The following is a 17,624-nucleotide window of genomic DNA, read 5'->3' as shown; positions in this document are numbered from 1 at the left end:
TTGGTTTAAGACTGGATAAAACTAATTCTTTATCTAGTTGTTTTCCTAACTTATGACCGATCGGGATATAGGCAATTTCATCGTCTTTATTACCCCAACAACAACCGATGCCAACTAATTCTGCTAAATGGGTTTCTAGGGCGTTAGTTTCCGTATCCCAAGCTACGGGGTTTTCTCTATCTGTTTGCTGTTTTAAGGTACTAATTAATTGTTTTAATTTGACCTCAGTATCAATAATTTTAGTATTAAGGACAGGAGTAAATAATTCTTCTGGCTGAGTTTCTAGTTTGACTTCACCTGCTGAATTATCTCCGAATAATGATAGTTGTCCGCTATCATCTTGTTTCTTTTTCGATTTACTCGCGATCGCTTTTGCTTCTCCTCCCAGCTTGACTTGTAATTGGCCAATATTACTAATTACTTTTTTAAGTTCTAGCTGTTTTAACAACGGTAAAACTTCTTGTTCTGAAAAACCAATCAACTTACATTTTTCTAAATCTAAATCTACAGGAGAGTCTAATTTAATTTGAGCTAAAAACTGCGAGTGTAGTGCGTCATCTTTGCCCGTTTCTAACTTCTTTTTAGTCGCTCCTTTAATCCGATCGATATTATTATAAACCTCTGCCAAAGTTGGGTATTCATTTAATAACTTAACCGCTGTCTTATCTCCGATTCCTGTTACCCCAGGAATACAGTCCGATTTATCACCACAAAGAGCCTTATAATCTACAATCTGTTCGGGAGTTACCCCCATCTTCTCAATTACTCCCGCGCGATCGAATTCCGTATAGTTGCGCGCGGTTTTCTTAAAAGTCTGATTGTGCAAATATAAAACGCTAATATCGCGATCGTCATCTACCAACTGAAACAAATCTCGATCGCCACTCACGATTTTAACTCGATAGCCCTCATTACTCGCCCTAGTAGCAATTGTCCCTAAAATATCATCCGCTTCATATCCCGCCTTAGTAGCAATAGTCAGATTTAAAGCTTCTAATAACTGTTGTAAATTCAGCATATCGGGAATAAAATCTTCGGGAGTTTCCGCGCGATCGCTTTTATAATTGTCATCGGCGACATGGCGAAAAGTAGGCTCTCCTCGATCGAAAGCGATCGCCATAAAATCTGGGGATTCTATTTCCAATAATTGCAACAAAGAATTAAGAAACCCAAAGCAAATACTCGTGGGAATTCCCGTTGAAGTTATTAAAGCCCCACGACGAGAATTGCTAAAAGCGTAATAAGCCCTAAAGGCTAAAGAATGACCGTCAATCAAAATCAATAGGGGTTTTGTATTATTAGAAGTTGCGGTTTTAGTTACAACAGATGATGACATATATATTTAGTTTATTCGAGAAAAAATATCTAAAGATGAAGTAAATGTTTCGACTAACAAATGTCTGTAAACATTAGTAAACAGTCCTTGTGTCGAGGAAATGAGAGTGCTAAATTATTTACAGGTACAGAGAAGCACACCAATCTTCTCCCCCAAAGATAGATTCCCGTAAGTACCTCCCAGCAGGAATCTACACAGTAACTTTCTCATAGATATTAGATACAAAATGGTGTATTGTTCTTAGTTATTATGACTGTTATATACAGTTAATAACATTAAGAAAATCACAATCTTGACCAGAACTGGTCGCGAACTAAATCTAGAACACAAATATAGTTATTGTGCCACATTTGCTAACACAGTAGAGAGAAACTTATCCAACAATTTACTATCAAATCAAACCCTACAAAAACTACGATTTTGGGGAGTCTTATTAAGTTTGAAAGAAAAGACAGGAGAGGAATTGTTTAAAGGCTAGTTGGTTTCGATTATGTCTTTAAAAGAATTAAGGAGGTATGTTTTGATGCTAGCCCCGTCCTCTCCACCCAATCGTTGAATATCCTACCAAATGCGATGCGCGAACTCAGAAGTTGCGGTCGTTTTTTAGTGTTTGCATCGCTAAACAGAGACAGGCTGTAGTTTAGACTAAAACAATCATCAGAAAATAATTCAGCCAGTTGAAAATAGCTAAAATGTGAAACTAAACTGAGAAAATCAGATTTAAGCTACTTCTTCTTGAACGATTCGCTCATGGGGGTTTCCCCCATGAGCGCCTTACTTGTTTTAGTTGCCACACTGCCTTTGATATCGGTTTTTCGTAGGACGTGATCCTCTCATGTCTCAATGGCAAAGCCCAGCTTCCTTGTGTTTCTGTTAGCCATGCTATGGTGCTGTATCCTTGTCCTACTGTCACCGAGTTATTTGAAGATGCTTGGTGCTCATAGGTTCTATCTTTCAAAGTTTTTGCTCCTCTTCTTCCCCATGCCGTGTGGTCTATTCCCAACAACACATATTCTGATGATGGCATTTCTTCTACGTACCTTTTCATCAATTTATTTCTGTTTGGACGACTATCAGAAAGAGCCTCATAAGTACTCGACCATTTTCTTCTGAATAGAGGTGAAAGTGACAATTCTGCCAAACAACTTACATTTCTAGTTGTCATTACACTATCCATCAATTCAAATGTGGCATCTTTTGCTTTACCTAACATTTAATAGGTTTGTTGACGGAATTTTCGATATCGGTCATATTTCATCATGGGGAGAGTTTGAATTTTGTTGTTATTTTCATCTTCTCCCTATTTGCCCTTCATTCTCTCTCCGTTTTCTGTTTTTACTTTTTAGTTAGTCTAAACTACAGTGGTAAATCATGAGGCATTAATCGCCAAGCACAACCTGCTGCAAGAATATAAAAGATAGCGTTAATGTAGTTATATACTACTGTATGACAATTTCAATTTCTTGCAACACTGCCTGATTGAGATAGGCTTTGTTAATTTACTTTTGTAACCAATGTAACTTATCTCCCATTTTAAGCTATTATAAAAGTAGATATACAAAATGATTCACTAAAAGTACTTGGCGGTTAAGGCTATAGATTGAGTAACATAAGTTGGCGTTACCAACACAAGCTCATTATGAAAGTAAGATTTTGCTGAATCCAGGTATGATTCTATATTTGTACTCGTTGAGTAAGTCAATTTAAGAACTAAGAGCTAATAGCGAAACAGTTGCGTTGAGAGGGTATATAGGGCGATGCAGGGTCACTTCATGAAATCCGCAACGCCAAAAGCAATACTCTTTTGGATTGAAACTTTTGAAATAAGCTTCTTGGTTTAAGACTAACTAATCTAGAGAGGTCTGCTTTGAAACTTAAAGCTTTTGAATAACTATCGCGAACAGATAGAAAAGACGTTAATCACTAATTTACCATATCGTTACCTGGCTTCAGTAACAAAAATCTTTGCACGCATATTTAACTCTATAGCCTGCGGATAATTTAGCAAGTTTCAGGAGATAAGTACTATGTCTATCGAATCCGAATCTAACGATATTATTACTAATGCCAATGATAGTGGAATTAGTTCTGATGGAATCCGAGATACCCTTATCGATGGTACTATCGATCCTAATAGCGATGTAGATTTATATCGCTTTCAAGCCAATGCAGGGGATGGGATTGTCCTCGATATTGACGCTGATGAATTGGGTTCTGGTTTAGATCCAATCCTGCGTTTATTTGACGAGTCGGGTGGCGAATTAGCCGTAAGTGATGATAATCCTGCCCCTGGAGAAGATTTTTCTCTCGATTCTTACATTACCTATATTCCCAATACCAGTGGAAATTATTATGTCGGAGTCAGTAGTTATTCTAATTTCGACTACGATCCCATCAATGGTAGCGATAATACTAATGCTGGTGGAAGTATTGGTAACTACGATCTTGCCATCAATTTAGTGGAAGTAGAAGAAGTAGACGATCCAGATGATACTATAGCTGAAGCGATCGCCACCAATCTAGATAATGTGGGAGAATCAGCCACTTTTAGCAATGCCATCGATACCGAATCTGATATCGACATTTATCAAATTCAGTTAGATGCAGGAGAAGGTGTCTTTCTCGATATTGACGCTGATGAATTGGGTTCTGGTTTAGATTCTTGGCTACGCTTATTTGATGCCAATGGTAATGAATTAGCAAGCAACAATGATAATCCCGCCCCTGGAGAAGATTTTTCTCTCGATTCTTTTATTCCTTATGTTGCCGAAACTAGTGGTAATTATTATATTGGCGTTAGTAGTTTGGGAAACTCTAGTTATGACCCCAATACTCCTAGAACCAATTTCTCTCAAGACAACGGCTTTAGTACTGGTAATTACGATCTGAATATTGAAATAGCTGAAGTAGTACCCGATGACGATCCAGACAATACTATAGGGGAAGCAATAGACAGTGGTGTCAGTTCTAACGGACAAAATTCTGCGGTTATTCCAGACAGTATCGATCCTCAAGGTGATGCAGATATCTTTGAGTTTCAACTTAATGAGGGAGATACCGTAACTCTTAATATCAATGCATCCCAAAGAGAAACTGGATTAGACCCAATCTTACGTTTATTTGACGAGTTGGGCAATGAATTGGCGGTTAATGACGACAATGAAGCCCCTGGAGAAAGTTTTTCTTTAGATTCCTACATCGAATTTACTGCTTCTAGTGCTGGTCAATACTATGTCGGGGTTAGTGGCTATGCCAATTTTGATTATGACGCAGTTAATGGCAGAACTAATTTCGATTTCGATAACTTCTCTAGTACAGGAGATTACGAACTAGCGATCGATGTCTTTAATAACATTGAAGGCACAGATGGCAGAGATGTTTTATTCGGCAATCAAGGTAATAACTATATTCAAGCAAGAGGTGGAGACGATATCATTACAGGACTTGGACAAAATGACAATCTTGTTGGTGGTTCTGGTAATGATATTTTGACTGGTAACAACGGTGACGATACCTTAGTCGGTGGTGAAGGTTCAGACATGCTTTTTGGCAATGCTGGGGCAGATGTATTGCAAGGAGATGGAGGTGATAATTCTCTGTATGGTGGCTTGGGAGAAGATATTTTTGTTATTGCCAGTATTGACGGTGTAGACAATCGAATTTTTGACTTTACAGATGGTACAGACAAGATTCTGATTCAAGGTGCTAGTTTCTTTGATGTGACAATTGAAGACTCTAATTTCGGATTTAGTACAGAAATTTCTTTGTTTGGTAATTCCGTAGCTACATTGATCGGAGTCGATTCTAATAATATCTCAGAAGAAGATTTTATCTAAAAACCGCTGTAAATCGCTAAAGCTACTTTACGGGGGAGATCTAGCGCAATACTTCTCGGTTAAGCTAAAAATCTTCTAAAGTAAAGTAAATCACTAGCAAAATTAGGAGAGCGAAAAAAGTGGGGGAAATCGCTACGCTGTCCATCAACTCAAATGTTGCATCCTTGGCTTTACCTAACATCTGGTAAGTTTGTTGACGGAATTTTTGATATCGGTCATATTTCATCATAGGGAGAGTTTGAATTTTGTTGTTATTTTCATTTTCTCCCTACTTGCCATTCATTATTTGAGCCAGTATTGCGACTCTATCGACCGAATTGACTCGGTTATCTTGTTGGACTATTTGTAAGCTACTTTTGATGTTGATGTCTCCTTGTTGCCAATCTCCCAGTTGACTGTAAGCCAAGGCTAAATTACTCAATACCCGTCCTCGACTTAAAAAATCTGCTCCTTCTGCATATCTTGCTTCTGCTTGCTGCCAAAACTCAATGGCGCGATCGAATTGGGCGATCGAATAGTAGTGTTGACCTTGTTTTTCTAATTCCCTAACATCTCTTTCCTTATTTGCTCTCTCAACAGTTACAGCTTGAGCCGATCTAGGAGCAATGGGGTGAAAATTAGAATATAAGCTAATTAGTAATCCGAATAAGACAAAAATTAACCAGAAGAAGCAACGCTGTCTGAATTTGGAAAACATAGCTAGAACAAATTGTACTAAAATCAAATTGCAACGAGCGATTTAGTTTACCCATTTTGACGCTGAATCTAACGTTTTTCCGCTCGACAATCGAGACAAAATTAGCTGAGGACAAACTAAAAACTCAGAACTATTCTCTTCGAGCAACTCTTTATATCCCGAACTCAGGTTAGATAGATAAAGTGTACGCAGATACAGTAAATAGGCAATTGATTCAAGACAATTAAAGATAGATGGCAATTTATCGACCGATCCGATTTAAATTCTATGCAACCCAAAATAATTGTCTGTGGCTTGGAGCGTACTGGTTCTAAAATTTATAGCTTACTCAAGCAACAAGGAGCAGAAGTCGTAGCGATTAGCGAAGATCCTCAAGATCTCAGCACTTGTAAAAAAATTATTATTGGCGATCCGCGAGATAATGTCATACTGATTCAAGCAGGAATCAGAAAAGCGCAGACTTTAGTTTTAGCATACAGTAACGATGCGCTCAATTTGGCAATTTTAACTCAGGCTAGAATTTTAAATCCTAGAATTAGAATTATTAATCGTTTGCTCAATCATGCTTTGGGCGATCGCCTGGATAACACCCTACCAGATCATTTTACGATGAGCGTAGCTGCCCTCTCTTCACCACTATTTACCTTTGCAGCCTTGGGTAACAAAGCGATCGGTCAATTAAAATTATTCGATCGCACTTGGCCAATTCAAGAAAAAATTATCGATCGCAATTCTCCTTGGCTAGATCGGGAATTAAGGGAATTATGGGACGATCCCAATCGGATGCTGATTTATTATCTTCCCGTAGTGGGGGAAATAGACTTGGTTTCAGCCATTCAACAGGGTAAGAGATTGCAAGAAGGCGATCGCTTGATTGTCGGTACTAAACCCAGAGTTTTTATCAAACGTCGCTCGTGGCGCAATAAACTATCTCAAGCAATTTTAAATATACCCTATTATCAACGTTACGCTCGTCCCGTTGCTTTAGTTAGCTTGGCGTTATTAAGCATCATTTTCTTTACTACTGCCGTTTATATTGGCATCAACCAAGATATTTCTCTAGCAGATGCTCTATATTTCTCTGTGGGTATGATTACGGGGGCTGGGGGAAAAGAAGAAGTAGCAGAAGATGCTGCGGAATATATTAAAGTCTTTACTGCGGTAATGATGATTGTCGGGGCTGGGGCGATCGGTATTTGCTACGCTTTAATTAATGATTTTGTTTTGGGCAGTCGTTTTCGCCAAACTCTAGATGCTGCCAGAATTCCACGCAGAAACCACTATGTTGTCTGTGGTTTGGGCGGTTTGGGCATTCAAGTCGCCCGACAGCTTCATCACCAAGGATATGAAGTAGTGGCGATCGAATCAGATCCCAACAATCGTTTCTTGCGTACGGCTCGGTGTTTAAGGATTCCCGTCATTATTGAAGATGCTAGCATTTCTTCTACTTTAAAAGCAGTTAATTTAAAAAAAGCAGCCAGCATTATTGCCATTACCAGCCATGACACCACTAACCTAGAAATTAGCTTAACAGCCAAAGCGATCGCTCCCTATATTAAGACCGTAGTTCGCAGTAGCGATCCGCAGTTTGCTCGTTCGATGCAAGAAGTGTTTGAATTCGACTTTGTTTTGTCTCCTGTAGAATTAGCAACCCATTCCTTTGTGGCAGCAGCTTTGGGAGGGAGAATTTTAGGCAATGGTATGACTCAAGATTTACTTTGGGTAGCTTTAGCCACCATGATTACTACTAATCATCCTTTTTGCAACCGTACCATTCGAGAAATTGCGATCGAGTCCGATCTCGTTCCTTTATATTTAGAGAGAAAAAATACCACTTTACACAGTTGGAATTTATTAAAGACTCGTTTGCAGCCCCAAGATGTTCTATATTTAACTATGCCCGCTAGTGGTTTAGATCGTCTCTGGCGCACCCCAGGATCGGATCTCTTACTCGATCGCTTGGAAGATACTTTTAATGTTTAATTTCTAGCTCCTTCTCGATGGGTTCTTTAAAAATAAAAACCGTAGAATATCAGAATGCGATCGCTGCGATTAATTCTATTAGAATCAAAGTCTTTCAAGAAGAACAGGGTGTATCTCCCGAACTAGAGTTTGACGGTAAGGATCGAGATGCAATTCAGTTACTGGCTTATTTAGATGGCGAAGCAGTGGGTACGGCTAGGATTAGAGCCATAGATGCTGATACTGCCAAAATAGAACGATTAGCAGTACTGCCTCAAGCCAGAAGAAAAGGTGTCGGTAAAAATCTGATGTCTGTTGCTCTAAAAATTATTCAACAGCAAAATAAAACAGTTGCGATCGTTCATGCTCAAGCATATATTATTGCTCTCTATCAGAAACTAGGTTTTGCAGTGGTAGGAGAGAAATTTGAAGAAGCGGGGATTTCTCATCTCAAAGCGATCGCTCGTTTACCCATACAATAAAAAGCTTAGTAAGGAGGTCGAATATCAATGATAAGTACAGCTAGTAACAAAATGATATTCTCCTGCATCCCTCAATCAAGAAGGGTTATCTAATTCTTTAGAGATTGAAAATTGAGCCTATCGCATCGACTCTGCCAAAATCATACTTTGGTTGATGGGGATAATCATAATTAATCTGGTTATAGTCAGCTAATTCATCATCATTATGTTGCAAACATTTAGGTATTTTATCTTATTTGGTTTTATCAACCATTAACACAAGCTAAATTAGGCATAATTTTCATTTCAATGGGTGAGTAATCTACAAGTTCGCCATCTACTACCAAGAGACCTTTTTTTGTCAGAGGTTCGAGACGAAAAGAACTAACCTTATAATATTCAATGTGGGGTAAATTGAGATGTTTTCCTTTGCCACAACGCAACAAAGCTTTTAAAAGTTCTAAGCGGGATGTTCCTTTACGCATGACTAAAACATCGATCGCTCCATCGTCTAGTCGAGCATAAGGAGTTACATTCATGTCGCTTGCTGCCCAAGGGGTATTCATCGCCCACAAAAAGATAAAATCATCTTCCATGACATACCATTCTCCTTGTTTTTTGACTTTAGAATCGTCAATTGCTTGACAATCTGGATGGGGAATAAAAGAAAACTTACCTTTGTAGGTACGTAATAAACAAATTAACCAGAGAGCATAGAGATCGAAACGCAATGCGCCCAAAAATTTAAGCTTTTCTGACTTGATATCTGCATCGCTAATCAATCCCCAAGCTAAAGATAGGAAACTAAAGTAATTTTTATTGTTTTGTTTAACCGCTGCTAAATCGAAGTTTTGCTGTTTGCCCTTAGCAATTAAAAAAGCAGCATTGAGGGGATTGTAAGTTTCTCCCGACAATTCTAATAATGATTTAGACAAACCATTTCCCGTACCCCCAGGAATGATCCCCAATGGCAATTCGATCGCCTGTTGCCAATCGGGGCGACTGGTTAATCCTGCGATCGCATCGTGAATTGTGCCATCTCCTCCCACGATAACCAATCCATCTATTTCTGTTAAATCTAAATTACGCACAAAATCTTGTATATCTTTACTACTATTAGTTTCTCTGACGGTGTAGTTTAAGCAACTGCGATCGAACAGAGGACGAATTTTAGCAAAAATTTGCGATGCCTGTTTTTTACCGCTAATTGGATTGATAATCACCTGCAACTGTCTGGGTTTTAAAGGTGCATCGATCTCTTTTCCCATCAGAGTATTAGAAATTGCCCGATGCCATTGCGATCGCACTTCTATATTCGGACAAGTAAAGCAATATTCTTTTAATTCCCTTGATTGTTTCTTGTCAGTTTTATCTATAGGGTAAGCGTGCAGAATTAAAGCAGGAAATTCAGCATTTTGGGGATCGACTAAAGAAACTCCCACCACATCTTCTAAAGATAATTGATCTTCTTTTCCCTTTGACTGCCAAACTAAAGAATTAGAGTTCAATTTTGCTTGTAATTGTGGCTTTGCAGGAAAAACACCTAATAAATCTTTAAATATGGTCGATCGCTTCATTTAAGTTAACTTTAAATAAACAAGAGAATAATTTCTCGTAAACTAAAGATTAACAAAAATTAGTTGTTAGTTGGTAGGGACGTTTCATGAAACGTCCCTACAGTTGGTAGGGGGCGGTTCGCGAAATGGTCAGACCCCGCGTCGCCGTCAGGCGCAAGGGAATGCTGACCAGCAGCCTGTACAGTTGTTAGTCGTCACTCAATCACCTTCTCAGCATGAGCGATCGCCAACTTCTCATAATTACGGGCGTGTTCGATTAATTCTGCTGCTTGTTTATCATCGATCTCTTTGATTTTGCGGGCGGGAATTCCGACTACTAGCGATCGCTCTGGAACGTCTTTGGTTACCACGCAACCAGCCCCCACAATACTCCCCGCGCCAACTCTAACACCATCTAACACGATCGCGCCAATCCCAATCAAGCAGCCTGTTTCTATATGAGCAGAATGAATCACGGCTTTATGACCTACAGTTACATAGTCTTCTAGAATAGTCGGCTTGCCAGGATCGCCGTGTAAAACTGCACCATCTTGAACGTTGCTATGTTTGCCGATAATTATGGCTTCTATATCGCCCCGCACTACAGCGGAATACCAAACACTAGAGCCTTCTGCCAGGGATACATTACCAATTACCGTAGCATTATCAGCGACAAACGCAGCCAATGATAAATTTGGGCGATCGCAATTAGGATGGGGAAATTCAGTCACAATAATAAAAATTAGGATAGTAGAAACATTTCAGTTTGACTAGAGTAACCCGTGTTATAAGGTAAAAGAATAATTTTTTGAATTTATGAATTTAGCTTTACAATATCCTATTTTCGGTCCTGAAATAATTTGTCCCCATTGCCGACAATCTATTCCCGCTTTGACCTTAACCGATACTTATCTGTGCAATCGTCATGGTGCTTTTGAGGCAGATCCCAAGATTAAGGAATTAAGCCATTTGCCCTCTGGCAGACGTTGGCGACTGTGGGAAAAGCAATGGTATCGTCAGCATACCCATCCCGACGGCATTCGTTTCGAGATTCACGAAGCTTTGGATGCTTTGTATGCTGAAGGTTTTCGCGCTACTAAGGTGATTATTGCCCATCGCTATCGAGATTTGATTAGTTCTTATTTAGAACGCAGCCATCCTTGGCGAGATGCTTCGGAGTATAGATCCCCCAAATTATACGGACTACCAATTGGTTTTAGTCCCGAAAAAGATGCCGAACCCTATTGGGAAATTATTAATTTTATTTTAGAAAAAGAGCCAGGAGTACCCCGTCACTATCCCTATCGCTTTTTATTTGATAAGTAAAAGCTTAAATTTATCTAAAATTTCCAACTAATTAATCGAGATGCACCATGCTTCAATTCGTACCGCAGATATTCATCGAGCGATCGCTTTTTACGAAGGATTGGGTTTTACAGTCAAAGAGCGTTTTACGACGGGATATACTCTGGCTTGTTGGATGACTGGCTTAGGGGGGCGGATCGAATTAATTCAAATCCCCGAACCAAAACCCGCCCCCGATGCTTTTGGTGACGAGCATTATGTGGGCTACTATCATTTATCTTTCGATCTGAGCGAGATTACCTCAGATTTATCTGCTTGGTTGGCAGAATTGAAAGAGAAAATCGCTCCTCTCAAAATTCTTTTAGAACCCGAACAACAACAAATTGGCGACTCTATTTATGAGGTAGCTTTTATCGCCGATACTGACGGTTTACCTTTAGAGTTTATCCGTGTTTTGTCCTAAGCTCTTAACTCTTTGATTTACCGACTATAGAGCGATGTACTAAAGTTTATCGATGCGCTAAATTAACAACTGTAAATAATACCTAAAATCTATCTCAATAATAAGGAGTTTTAATGCTAGAACTATATCAATTTGAATTGTCTCAGTATTCTGAAAAAGTTCGCCTCATTTTAGATTACAAGCAATTAGAATATCGCAAGATTGAAGTTACCCCAGGAGTCGGACAAATAGAACTGTTGCAAAAATCTGGTTCTCGTCAAGTACCAGTACTCAAAGATGGCAGCACTTATATATCTGATTCTACGGAAATCGCCCTTTATCTGGAACGAAAATATCCCGAACGTCCAATTATTCCCACCGATAGTTTAGCTAAAGGACAATGTTTGCTAATTGAAGAATGGGCAGATGCTTCCATTGGCTTGCAAGCTAGAAAAGCATTCATTGGTGCTTTGAACCAAAATCAAAACTTCCGTACTTCCGTTTTACCTGCCAACACTCCAGATATCCTTAAAACGGCAGTAGGCGCAATTCCAGGTGAATTACTCGATGTTTTGGGTACTGGTGTCGGTTTTGGGGGAGATGCAGTTAAAGAAGCGAAAAAAAGCTTGACTCAAGACTTGGAAGCATTGTGTTTGATTCTACAAAACCAACCCTATCTAACGGGAGATACTCCTACTCTAGCTGACTTGGCTGTAGCGGGATTGAGCGTAATGTTAAAGTTCCCCGCAGGTTCTTATTTAGATATCCCCGATCCCCTCAAAGGTAAAGGTATCCCAGGATTGGCAGATAATATTGCTTTTGAACCATTTTTCGCTTGGCGCGATCGCTTGTATGCAGATTTCCGTAAAGGTTCTGGTGATTCTGGTAGTAATAGTTCTAGTTCTTCTCCCACCTCTATTGCCATTGAGTAGTTGGAAACCTGAATTTTAATCGAAGATTATTTTTGAGCGATCGCATTTCTAGTAATTTAGCAACAAGCGATCGCTTTATGCTTAAAATTTTTATTTACATCTTTTAATAAAGTAATATTATTGAACGATAATCAAAGAGCGATCGACACTTTAATGGAAACCAGCAAGAACCAACCTTTAGCAACAGAAAAAATAAACCAGACATTAATCTCTAAAACTGGTCAAGGAAAACAAAATAATTTTTGGTTGGTTTTTAGCTCTACCTTTATCACCATATTCTTAGCGGAAATGGGAGATAAAACTCAAATTGTTACCCTCCTGATGAGTGCGGAGTCACAAGCACCTTGGGTAGTATTTGCAGGGGCTGCTTTAGCTTTAATCGCCACTAGTTTGATTGGGGTTTCTATCGGTTATTGGCTGTCGAAAAAACTAACTCCCGAAACTTTAGATTTGTCTGTAGGGATCTTGTTATTAATTATTACCGCATGGTTGGTTAGTGATGTTTTAGCTATTTCTTAATTTAAAACTAGAAATTTTTTTGAGATTTTGTTGATAAGTACCACGATAAAGATGGAGGCAATTCGATAGTACTATATTCTAAATGGATAGTACCTCTTGCTCGATCGCTAGTGCTTTTAGGTGAAGAATGTAAAATCAGGGGGTGCATAATTAATATATCTCCAGCTTTCATCGAACAACATACAGAAGATTCTGTTTGAGCGAGGCGATCTATTGCTTTTTTATCTAATATTCCGAATTCGTGCGATCGCGGTATTATTTTTAACGCACCATTGTAGCGATCGCAATTTTCTAAAGCAATTCTAATTGTAATAATACGTTCTAAAATCTCTGCTGGCGGTTGTACGTGATGAATGCCTTGTTTGACCGTCCAATTTTTATATCCATCTAAAGCAGCTTTTTCCTTAACTGCAATAGTTTTATCCTGATGCCAAGGTACAGACCAATTATTGTTTTGGTTTTTATTAAAGAAAATCGCCTTAATTAATTTATAGTCTTTAGGATCGCTGTAGTTATCCAGCATATTACCGATAAGCGACGATTGAGTTAATTCTCCAATAGCAGGAACTTTTAAATGTACATTCCTGATACCGTGAATTTCTTCATATCGAGTGTATTTGGCAATCTCTTTTCTGAATAAATCGATCAACTGGCGATCGATAACTTGAGGCAATATTTTATAACCATTTACTAATTTCAGACAACTACTGTACTCATTACTCATGACTCCCTACTTTGTTCGATGCTGCGATCGCAATCTATTATGGTGAATACTTTCTATATAGATAAATAAATGAAATCTTAATTTAAAATTGGGATTAATCTATAATTGATAACTATAGTCAACAAATATCATCTTTACTTCTATTTTCACTCTTTAACTCAAAAAGAAGTACAGAAGACAAAGTCTTAATCAGCAAAATTTTAAAACCTCTTTAGCTCAAAGCCCAGATTGAAGCTTTTAAATAAATCTAGATCGATCGAGAAAATTTTTAATTAACTGGAAAGTAATATGTCAGTAAGATTACAATCTCAGCCTAAAGAGAAAGGTTCGACATACCATCATCTTTCGGAAACAGAAATTATTGAATTATTCAGCAGCAATTCCACAGAAGGTTTATCTCCAGAAGAAGTCGCCCGTCGCTACGAAAAATATGGCTGGAATGAATTAAAATTCAAGCCAGGCAAACCAGCTTGGCAAAAATTTCTCCTGCAATTTCATCAACCACTACTTTATATTCTCTTGCTGGCAGGAGCGATTAAAGCAGTCTTAGGTTCGTGGACAAATGCAGCCGTAATCTGGGGAGTTACCCTAATTAATGCCGTAATTGGCTATGTGCAGGAAGCTCAAGCCGAAGGTGCGATCGCTTCTTTGGCAAAATCAGTCACCACAGAGGTAACTGTGCTAAGAGAAGGACAATCCCTGCGAATCCCCTCTCAGGATTTAGTACCTGGAGATTTAGTTTTGCTGACATCGGGAGATAAAGTTCCAGCAGATTTAAGACTGCTAAAAGTGCGTAATTTACAGATAGATGAGTCTGCTTTGACTGGGGAATCTGTACCAGTAAATAAATCTATCCAAACCTTACCTCACGATACCCCCCTGGCAGAGAGGATCAATATGGCTTATGCAGGAAGTTTTGTTACCTTTGGACAGGGCAGGGGCATAGTTATCGCTACAGCTAACAATACTGAAGTCGGGCAGATTTCTCAATCGATGGAGCAAAAAGTTAGCTTGACTACGCCGTTAACTCGGAAGTTTGCTAAGTTTAGCCGTACTTTACTCTATGCAGTATTAACTCTGGCAGGATTAACTTTTGCCATTGGTTTGGGACAAGGTGAATCTTGGCTTTATATGTTTGAAGCTACGGTAGCATTGGCGGTTAGTGCCATTCCTGAAGGGCTACCCGCAGTTGTTACGATCGCTTTGGCAATTGGAGTCAACCGTATGGCACGTCGTCATGCCATTATTCGTAAATTACCTGCGGTGGAAGCCTTGGGCAATGCCACCGTTATTTGTTCGGATAAAACTGGCACTCTAACGGAAAATCAAATGACGGTACAGAGTATTTATGTAGGCGATAAATATTATAAAGTGAGCGGTAGTGGCTATAGTCCTAAAGGAGAAATTAGCCCTCAGGGCGATCGCGATTCCACCAATCCTTTGGAAGATGAATTACCGTCAGCTTTAGAAGAATGTTTAGTAGCTGGAGTACTTTGTAATGATTCCCAGTTAAAACAAACAGGAGAAGATTGGATGGTTGTAGGCGATCCCACCGAAGGAGCATTGATTACAGCAGCAGCTAAAGCCAGCTTGAGTCAATCTGGTTTGGCAGCTAAACAACCGCGATTGGATGTAATTCCTTTTGAATCAGAGTATCAATATATGGCAACCTTACATGATGGGGTTGACCCAATAATTTACGTCAAGGGTTCGGTAGAGTCGTTACTGAGTCGATGTTCTCGAACCGTCGATCGCGATGGTAAAGTCATCCCTTTCGATCGCCTGCCGATCGAACAAGCAGTAGCAAATATGGCAAGAAAAGGTTTGCGAGTGTTAGCTTTTGCCAAAAAGCCATTGAGTCATCACCAGCATTCGATCGACCATGAAGACATTGCCACAGACCTAGTTTTTCTCGGTTTACAGGGCATGATCGATCCCCCTCGCCCCGAAGCTATCTCGGCAATCCATGCTTGTCAAACGGCGGGAATTCAAGTCAAAATGATTACGGGGGATCATATCACCACTGCCCAGGCGATCGCCCGTAGAATGGACATTAACCAGACAAAAGGTATTTTAGCTTATGAAGGCAAACAGTTAGAGCTAATGGGCGATGGAGATCTGGCTCAGGCAGTTAGAGAGGGTTCGGTATTTGCCAGGGTTGCACCTACCCAAAAACTACGACTAGTCGAAGCACTTCAGTCTCAAGGAGAAATTGTGGCAATGACTGGAGATGGTGTCAATGATGCTCCTGCCCTCAAACAAGCTGATATTGGCATTGCAATGGGTAAAGGAGGAACGGAGGTAGCGCGAGAATCGGCTGATATGCTCCTAACCGATGATAATTTTGCCTCTATTGAAGCAGCAGTAGAAGAGGGGCGCACCGTCTATCAAAATCTACGCAAAGCGATCGCCTTTCTCTTACCTGTTAATGGTGGTGAATCGATGACTATTCTAATTAGTGCCTTGCTAGCCAGGGATTTACCAATTCTTTCTTTGCAGGTACTCTGGCTCAATATGATTAATTCCATTACCATGACCGTTCCTTTGGCGTTTGAAGCCAAATCTCAGGGAATGATGCAGCAGCCACCCAGCAATCCCAATGAACCCTTGCTCACTCGCAAACTACTCATGCGAATCTTAGCGGTATCATTATTTAACTGGATTTTAATTTTTGGGATGTTTGAGTGGGCAAAATCTACTACAGGAGATGTTGCAGTTGCTCGCACCATGGCAATTCAATCTTTAGTTGCAGCTAGGATGGTCTATCTAGTAAGTATCAGCCAGTTAGGAAGCAATATAATCAATTATCTACGCCGTAGAACAAATGCAATCGCCCAAGCACCAATCTTAATTATTGGTATTGTAACGGCTGCTATTCTACAAATCATTTTTAGTCAGTGGGGTTTAATGAATACTCTGTTTGACACAGCACCACTTACTTTCAGTCAAGGACTTATTTGTTTGCTGCCAATGCTACCCATGATCCCGATGGCATCATTTGCCAACTTAATCGATCCACCTCAAACCAAAAAATAGAGCCGATCTCTTTTTCTCTGTAACTTAAGCTGACTTAGGGTTAAGCTACTGACTATCGATCTGGTTGTTAGTAGTTAGTAGTTAGTAGTTAGTAGTTAGTTGTCCTAAAAACTAAAAACTAAAAACTAAAAACTATTTTCTTGAAATTAACTAAAAGTCAATAACTCTGGTTTAAAAATCATTAGCAGCCCAAAGAACAACATAAAGATCCCTGCTGTTAGTTTGAGGATTTTTCCTTGAGATTCGCTCAATCTTGAAGACTTAAAGGAATAAATGAAGTTAGCTAAAATCACCACTAGAGGAATAATATAAACTATCGCATAAATTCCCGTCCAAAAAGCCGCACACCACCATAAACTTGAAGAACAATAATTCAGCAGACTAGTCATATAAACCGCAGGCAAAATCGCGGTACAGCCCAACTCAATAATATTAACGAAGATCCCTAATAAAACCGTTCCGCCCAAAGCAGTAAAGAGCATTGTTTTATTCTGTTGTCCTGCTTTTAGAGTTTTCGAGATTTGGCTGGCTTTTTTACTGACAGCTAATTGTTGTTTTGTTGAGAGGGAGAGAGAAAAACCTTGCTTCAACCAGAAATAATCTTTAAGGTTAATCAATCCTGCGATCGCAACTACAATGCCCAATCCTAACATGGCGATTGTGCCGTATTGTTCTAAAAACAAAGAGCCAACCAAAACCATCGCCATGATAAAGACAAAATACATAATCGCTGAAGTAGCGACAAAAGTAGAACCAATGATTGCCATCTGTTTTCTACTTCGGGTGTGAGTCAACAAGGAAAGGAGAATAATTAGCAC

Annotated in this window: 14 protein-coding genes and 2 pseudogenes; 9 read left to right on the top strand and 7 right to left on the bottom strand. The window is 39.3% G+C overall.

Annotated features, from left to right (window positions below):
• A partial coding sequence (locus AC33VI_RS02240) for a 5'-3' exonuclease H3TH domain-containing protein (protein WP_491780642.1) occupies positions 1–1,336 on the bottom strand: 1,336 nt, incomplete at its 3' end.
• Positions 1,337–1,628: 292 nt separating this feature from the next.
• Here AC33VI_RS02240 and AC33VI_RS02235 point away from each other — a divergent pair.
• A complete protein-coding gene (locus tag AC33VI_RS02235; protein ID WP_491780641.1) occupies positions 1,629–1,814 on the top strand; it encodes a hypothetical protein in 186 nt (61 codons plus the stop codon).
• Positions 1,815–2,111: 297 nt separating this feature from the next.
• Here AC33VI_RS02235 and AC33VI_RS02230 read toward each other — a convergent pair.
• Positions 2,112–2,549 (bottom strand): annotated as a pseudogene (locus AC33VI_RS02230) (transposase); the annotation flags it as partial.
• An 814-nt stretch (positions 2,550–3,363) separates the two neighbouring features.
• On the opposite strand from AC33VI_RS02230, the gene AC33VI_RS02225 reads away from it, so the two are divergent.
• The gene (locus tag AC33VI_RS02225) at positions 3,364–5,172 is read left to right on the top strand and encodes a DVUA0089 family protein (RefSeq protein WP_491780640.1); all 1,809 of its coding nucleotides are present in this window, start codon (positions 3,364–3,366) and stop codon (positions 5,170–5,172) included.
• Positions 5,173–5,440: 268 nt separating this feature from the next.
• On the opposite strand, the gene AC33VI_RS02220 is transcribed toward AC33VI_RS02225, so the two are convergent.
• Entirely contained in the window at positions 5,441–5,869 is a 429-nt protein-coding gene (locus tag AC33VI_RS02220; protein WP_491780639.1) for a tetratricopeptide repeat protein, read from the bottom strand.
• 267 nt (positions 5,870–6,136) lie between these two features.
• Here AC33VI_RS02220 and AC33VI_RS02215 point away from each other — a divergent pair, with 267 nt between their 5' ends.
• A complete protein-coding gene (locus AC33VI_RS02215; protein WP_491780638.1) occupies positions 6,137–7,852 on the top strand; it encodes a potassium channel family protein in 1,716 nt (571 codons plus the stop codon).
• A gap of 17 nt (positions 7,853–7,869) precedes the next feature.
• Complete coding sequence (locus AC33VI_RS02210; protein WP_491780637.1) at positions 7,870–8,313, top strand: GNAT family N-acetyltransferase; 444 nt, start codon at positions 7,870–7,872, stop codon at positions 8,311–8,313.
• A gap of 245 nt (positions 8,314–8,558) precedes the next feature.
• Here the strand turns inward: AC33VI_RS02210 and AC33VI_RS02205 are convergent, their stop codons facing one another.
• Together AC33VI_RS02205 and AC33VI_RS02200 are read right to left on the bottom strand one after the other, a co-directional pair.
• Positions 8,559–9,869, bottom strand: coding sequence for a diacylglycerol kinase family protein (locus AC33VI_RS02205; RefSeq protein WP_491780636.1), 1,311 nt, complete (start codon positions 9,867–9,869; stop codon positions 8,559–8,561).
• 194 nt (positions 9,870–10,063) lie between these two features.
• Positions 10,064–10,579: a gamma carbonic anhydrase family protein gene (locus AC33VI_RS02200; protein ID WP_491780635.1), complete on the bottom strand. Its 516-nt coding sequence runs from the start codon at positions 10,577–10,579 to the stop codon at positions 10,064–10,066.
• A gap of 85 nt (positions 10,580–10,664) precedes the next feature.
• Between AC33VI_RS02200 and AC33VI_RS02195 the strand changes: the two genes are divergently transcribed.
• From AC33VI_RS02195 to AC33VI_RS02180, 4 genes are all read left to right on the top strand, one after another.
• A complete protein-coding gene (locus tag AC33VI_RS02195; RefSeq protein ID WP_491780634.1) occupies positions 10,665–11,174 on the top strand; it encodes a TIGR02652 family protein in 510 nt (169 codons plus the stop codon).
• A 40-nt stretch (positions 11,175–11,214) separates the two neighbouring features.
• Positions 11,215–11,616: a VOC family protein gene (locus tag AC33VI_RS02190; protein ID WP_491780633.1), complete on the top strand. Its 402-nt coding sequence runs from the start codon at positions 11,215–11,217 to the stop codon at positions 11,614–11,616.
• A gap of 113 nt (positions 11,617–11,729) precedes the next feature.
• Positions 11,730–12,527 (top strand): glutathione S-transferase family protein, encoded by a 798-nt coding sequence (locus AC33VI_RS02185; protein ID WP_491780632.1) that lies wholly within the window; start codon positions 11,730–11,732, stop codon positions 12,525–12,527.
• A gap of 153 nt (positions 12,528–12,680) precedes the next feature.
• The gene (locus tag AC33VI_RS02180) at positions 12,681–13,046 is read left to right on the top strand and encodes a TMEM165/GDT1 family protein (protein ID WP_491780643.1); all 366 of its coding nucleotides are present in this window, start codon (positions 12,681–12,683) and stop codon (positions 13,044–13,046) included.
• Positions 13,047–13,053: 7 nt separating this feature from the next.
• Here the strand turns inward: AC33VI_RS02180 and AC33VI_RS02175 are convergent, their stop codons facing one another.
• Positions 13,054–13,770, bottom strand: a complete 717-nt coding sequence (locus AC33VI_RS02175; protein ID WP_491780631.1) for a phytanoyl-CoA dioxygenase family protein — start codon at positions 13,768–13,770, stop codon at positions 13,054–13,056.
• Positions 13,771–14,058: 288 nt separating this feature from the next.
• On the opposite strand from AC33VI_RS02175, the gene AC33VI_RS02170 reads away from it, so the two are divergent.
• Entirely contained in the window at positions 14,059–16,806 is a 2,748-nt protein-coding gene (locus AC33VI_RS02170; RefSeq protein ID WP_491780630.1) for a cation-transporting P-type ATPase, read from the top strand.
• 146 nt (positions 16,807–16,952) lie between these two features.
• On the opposite strand, the pseudogene AC33VI_RS02165 reads toward AC33VI_RS02170, so the two are convergent.
• Positions 16,953–17,624 (bottom strand): annotated as a pseudogene (locus AC33VI_RS02165) (glutaredoxin family protein); the annotation flags it as partial.

The organism is Waterburya sp. (genome assembly GCF_058530065.1).
This window is presented reverse-complemented; position numbering and strand designations above follow the sequence as displayed.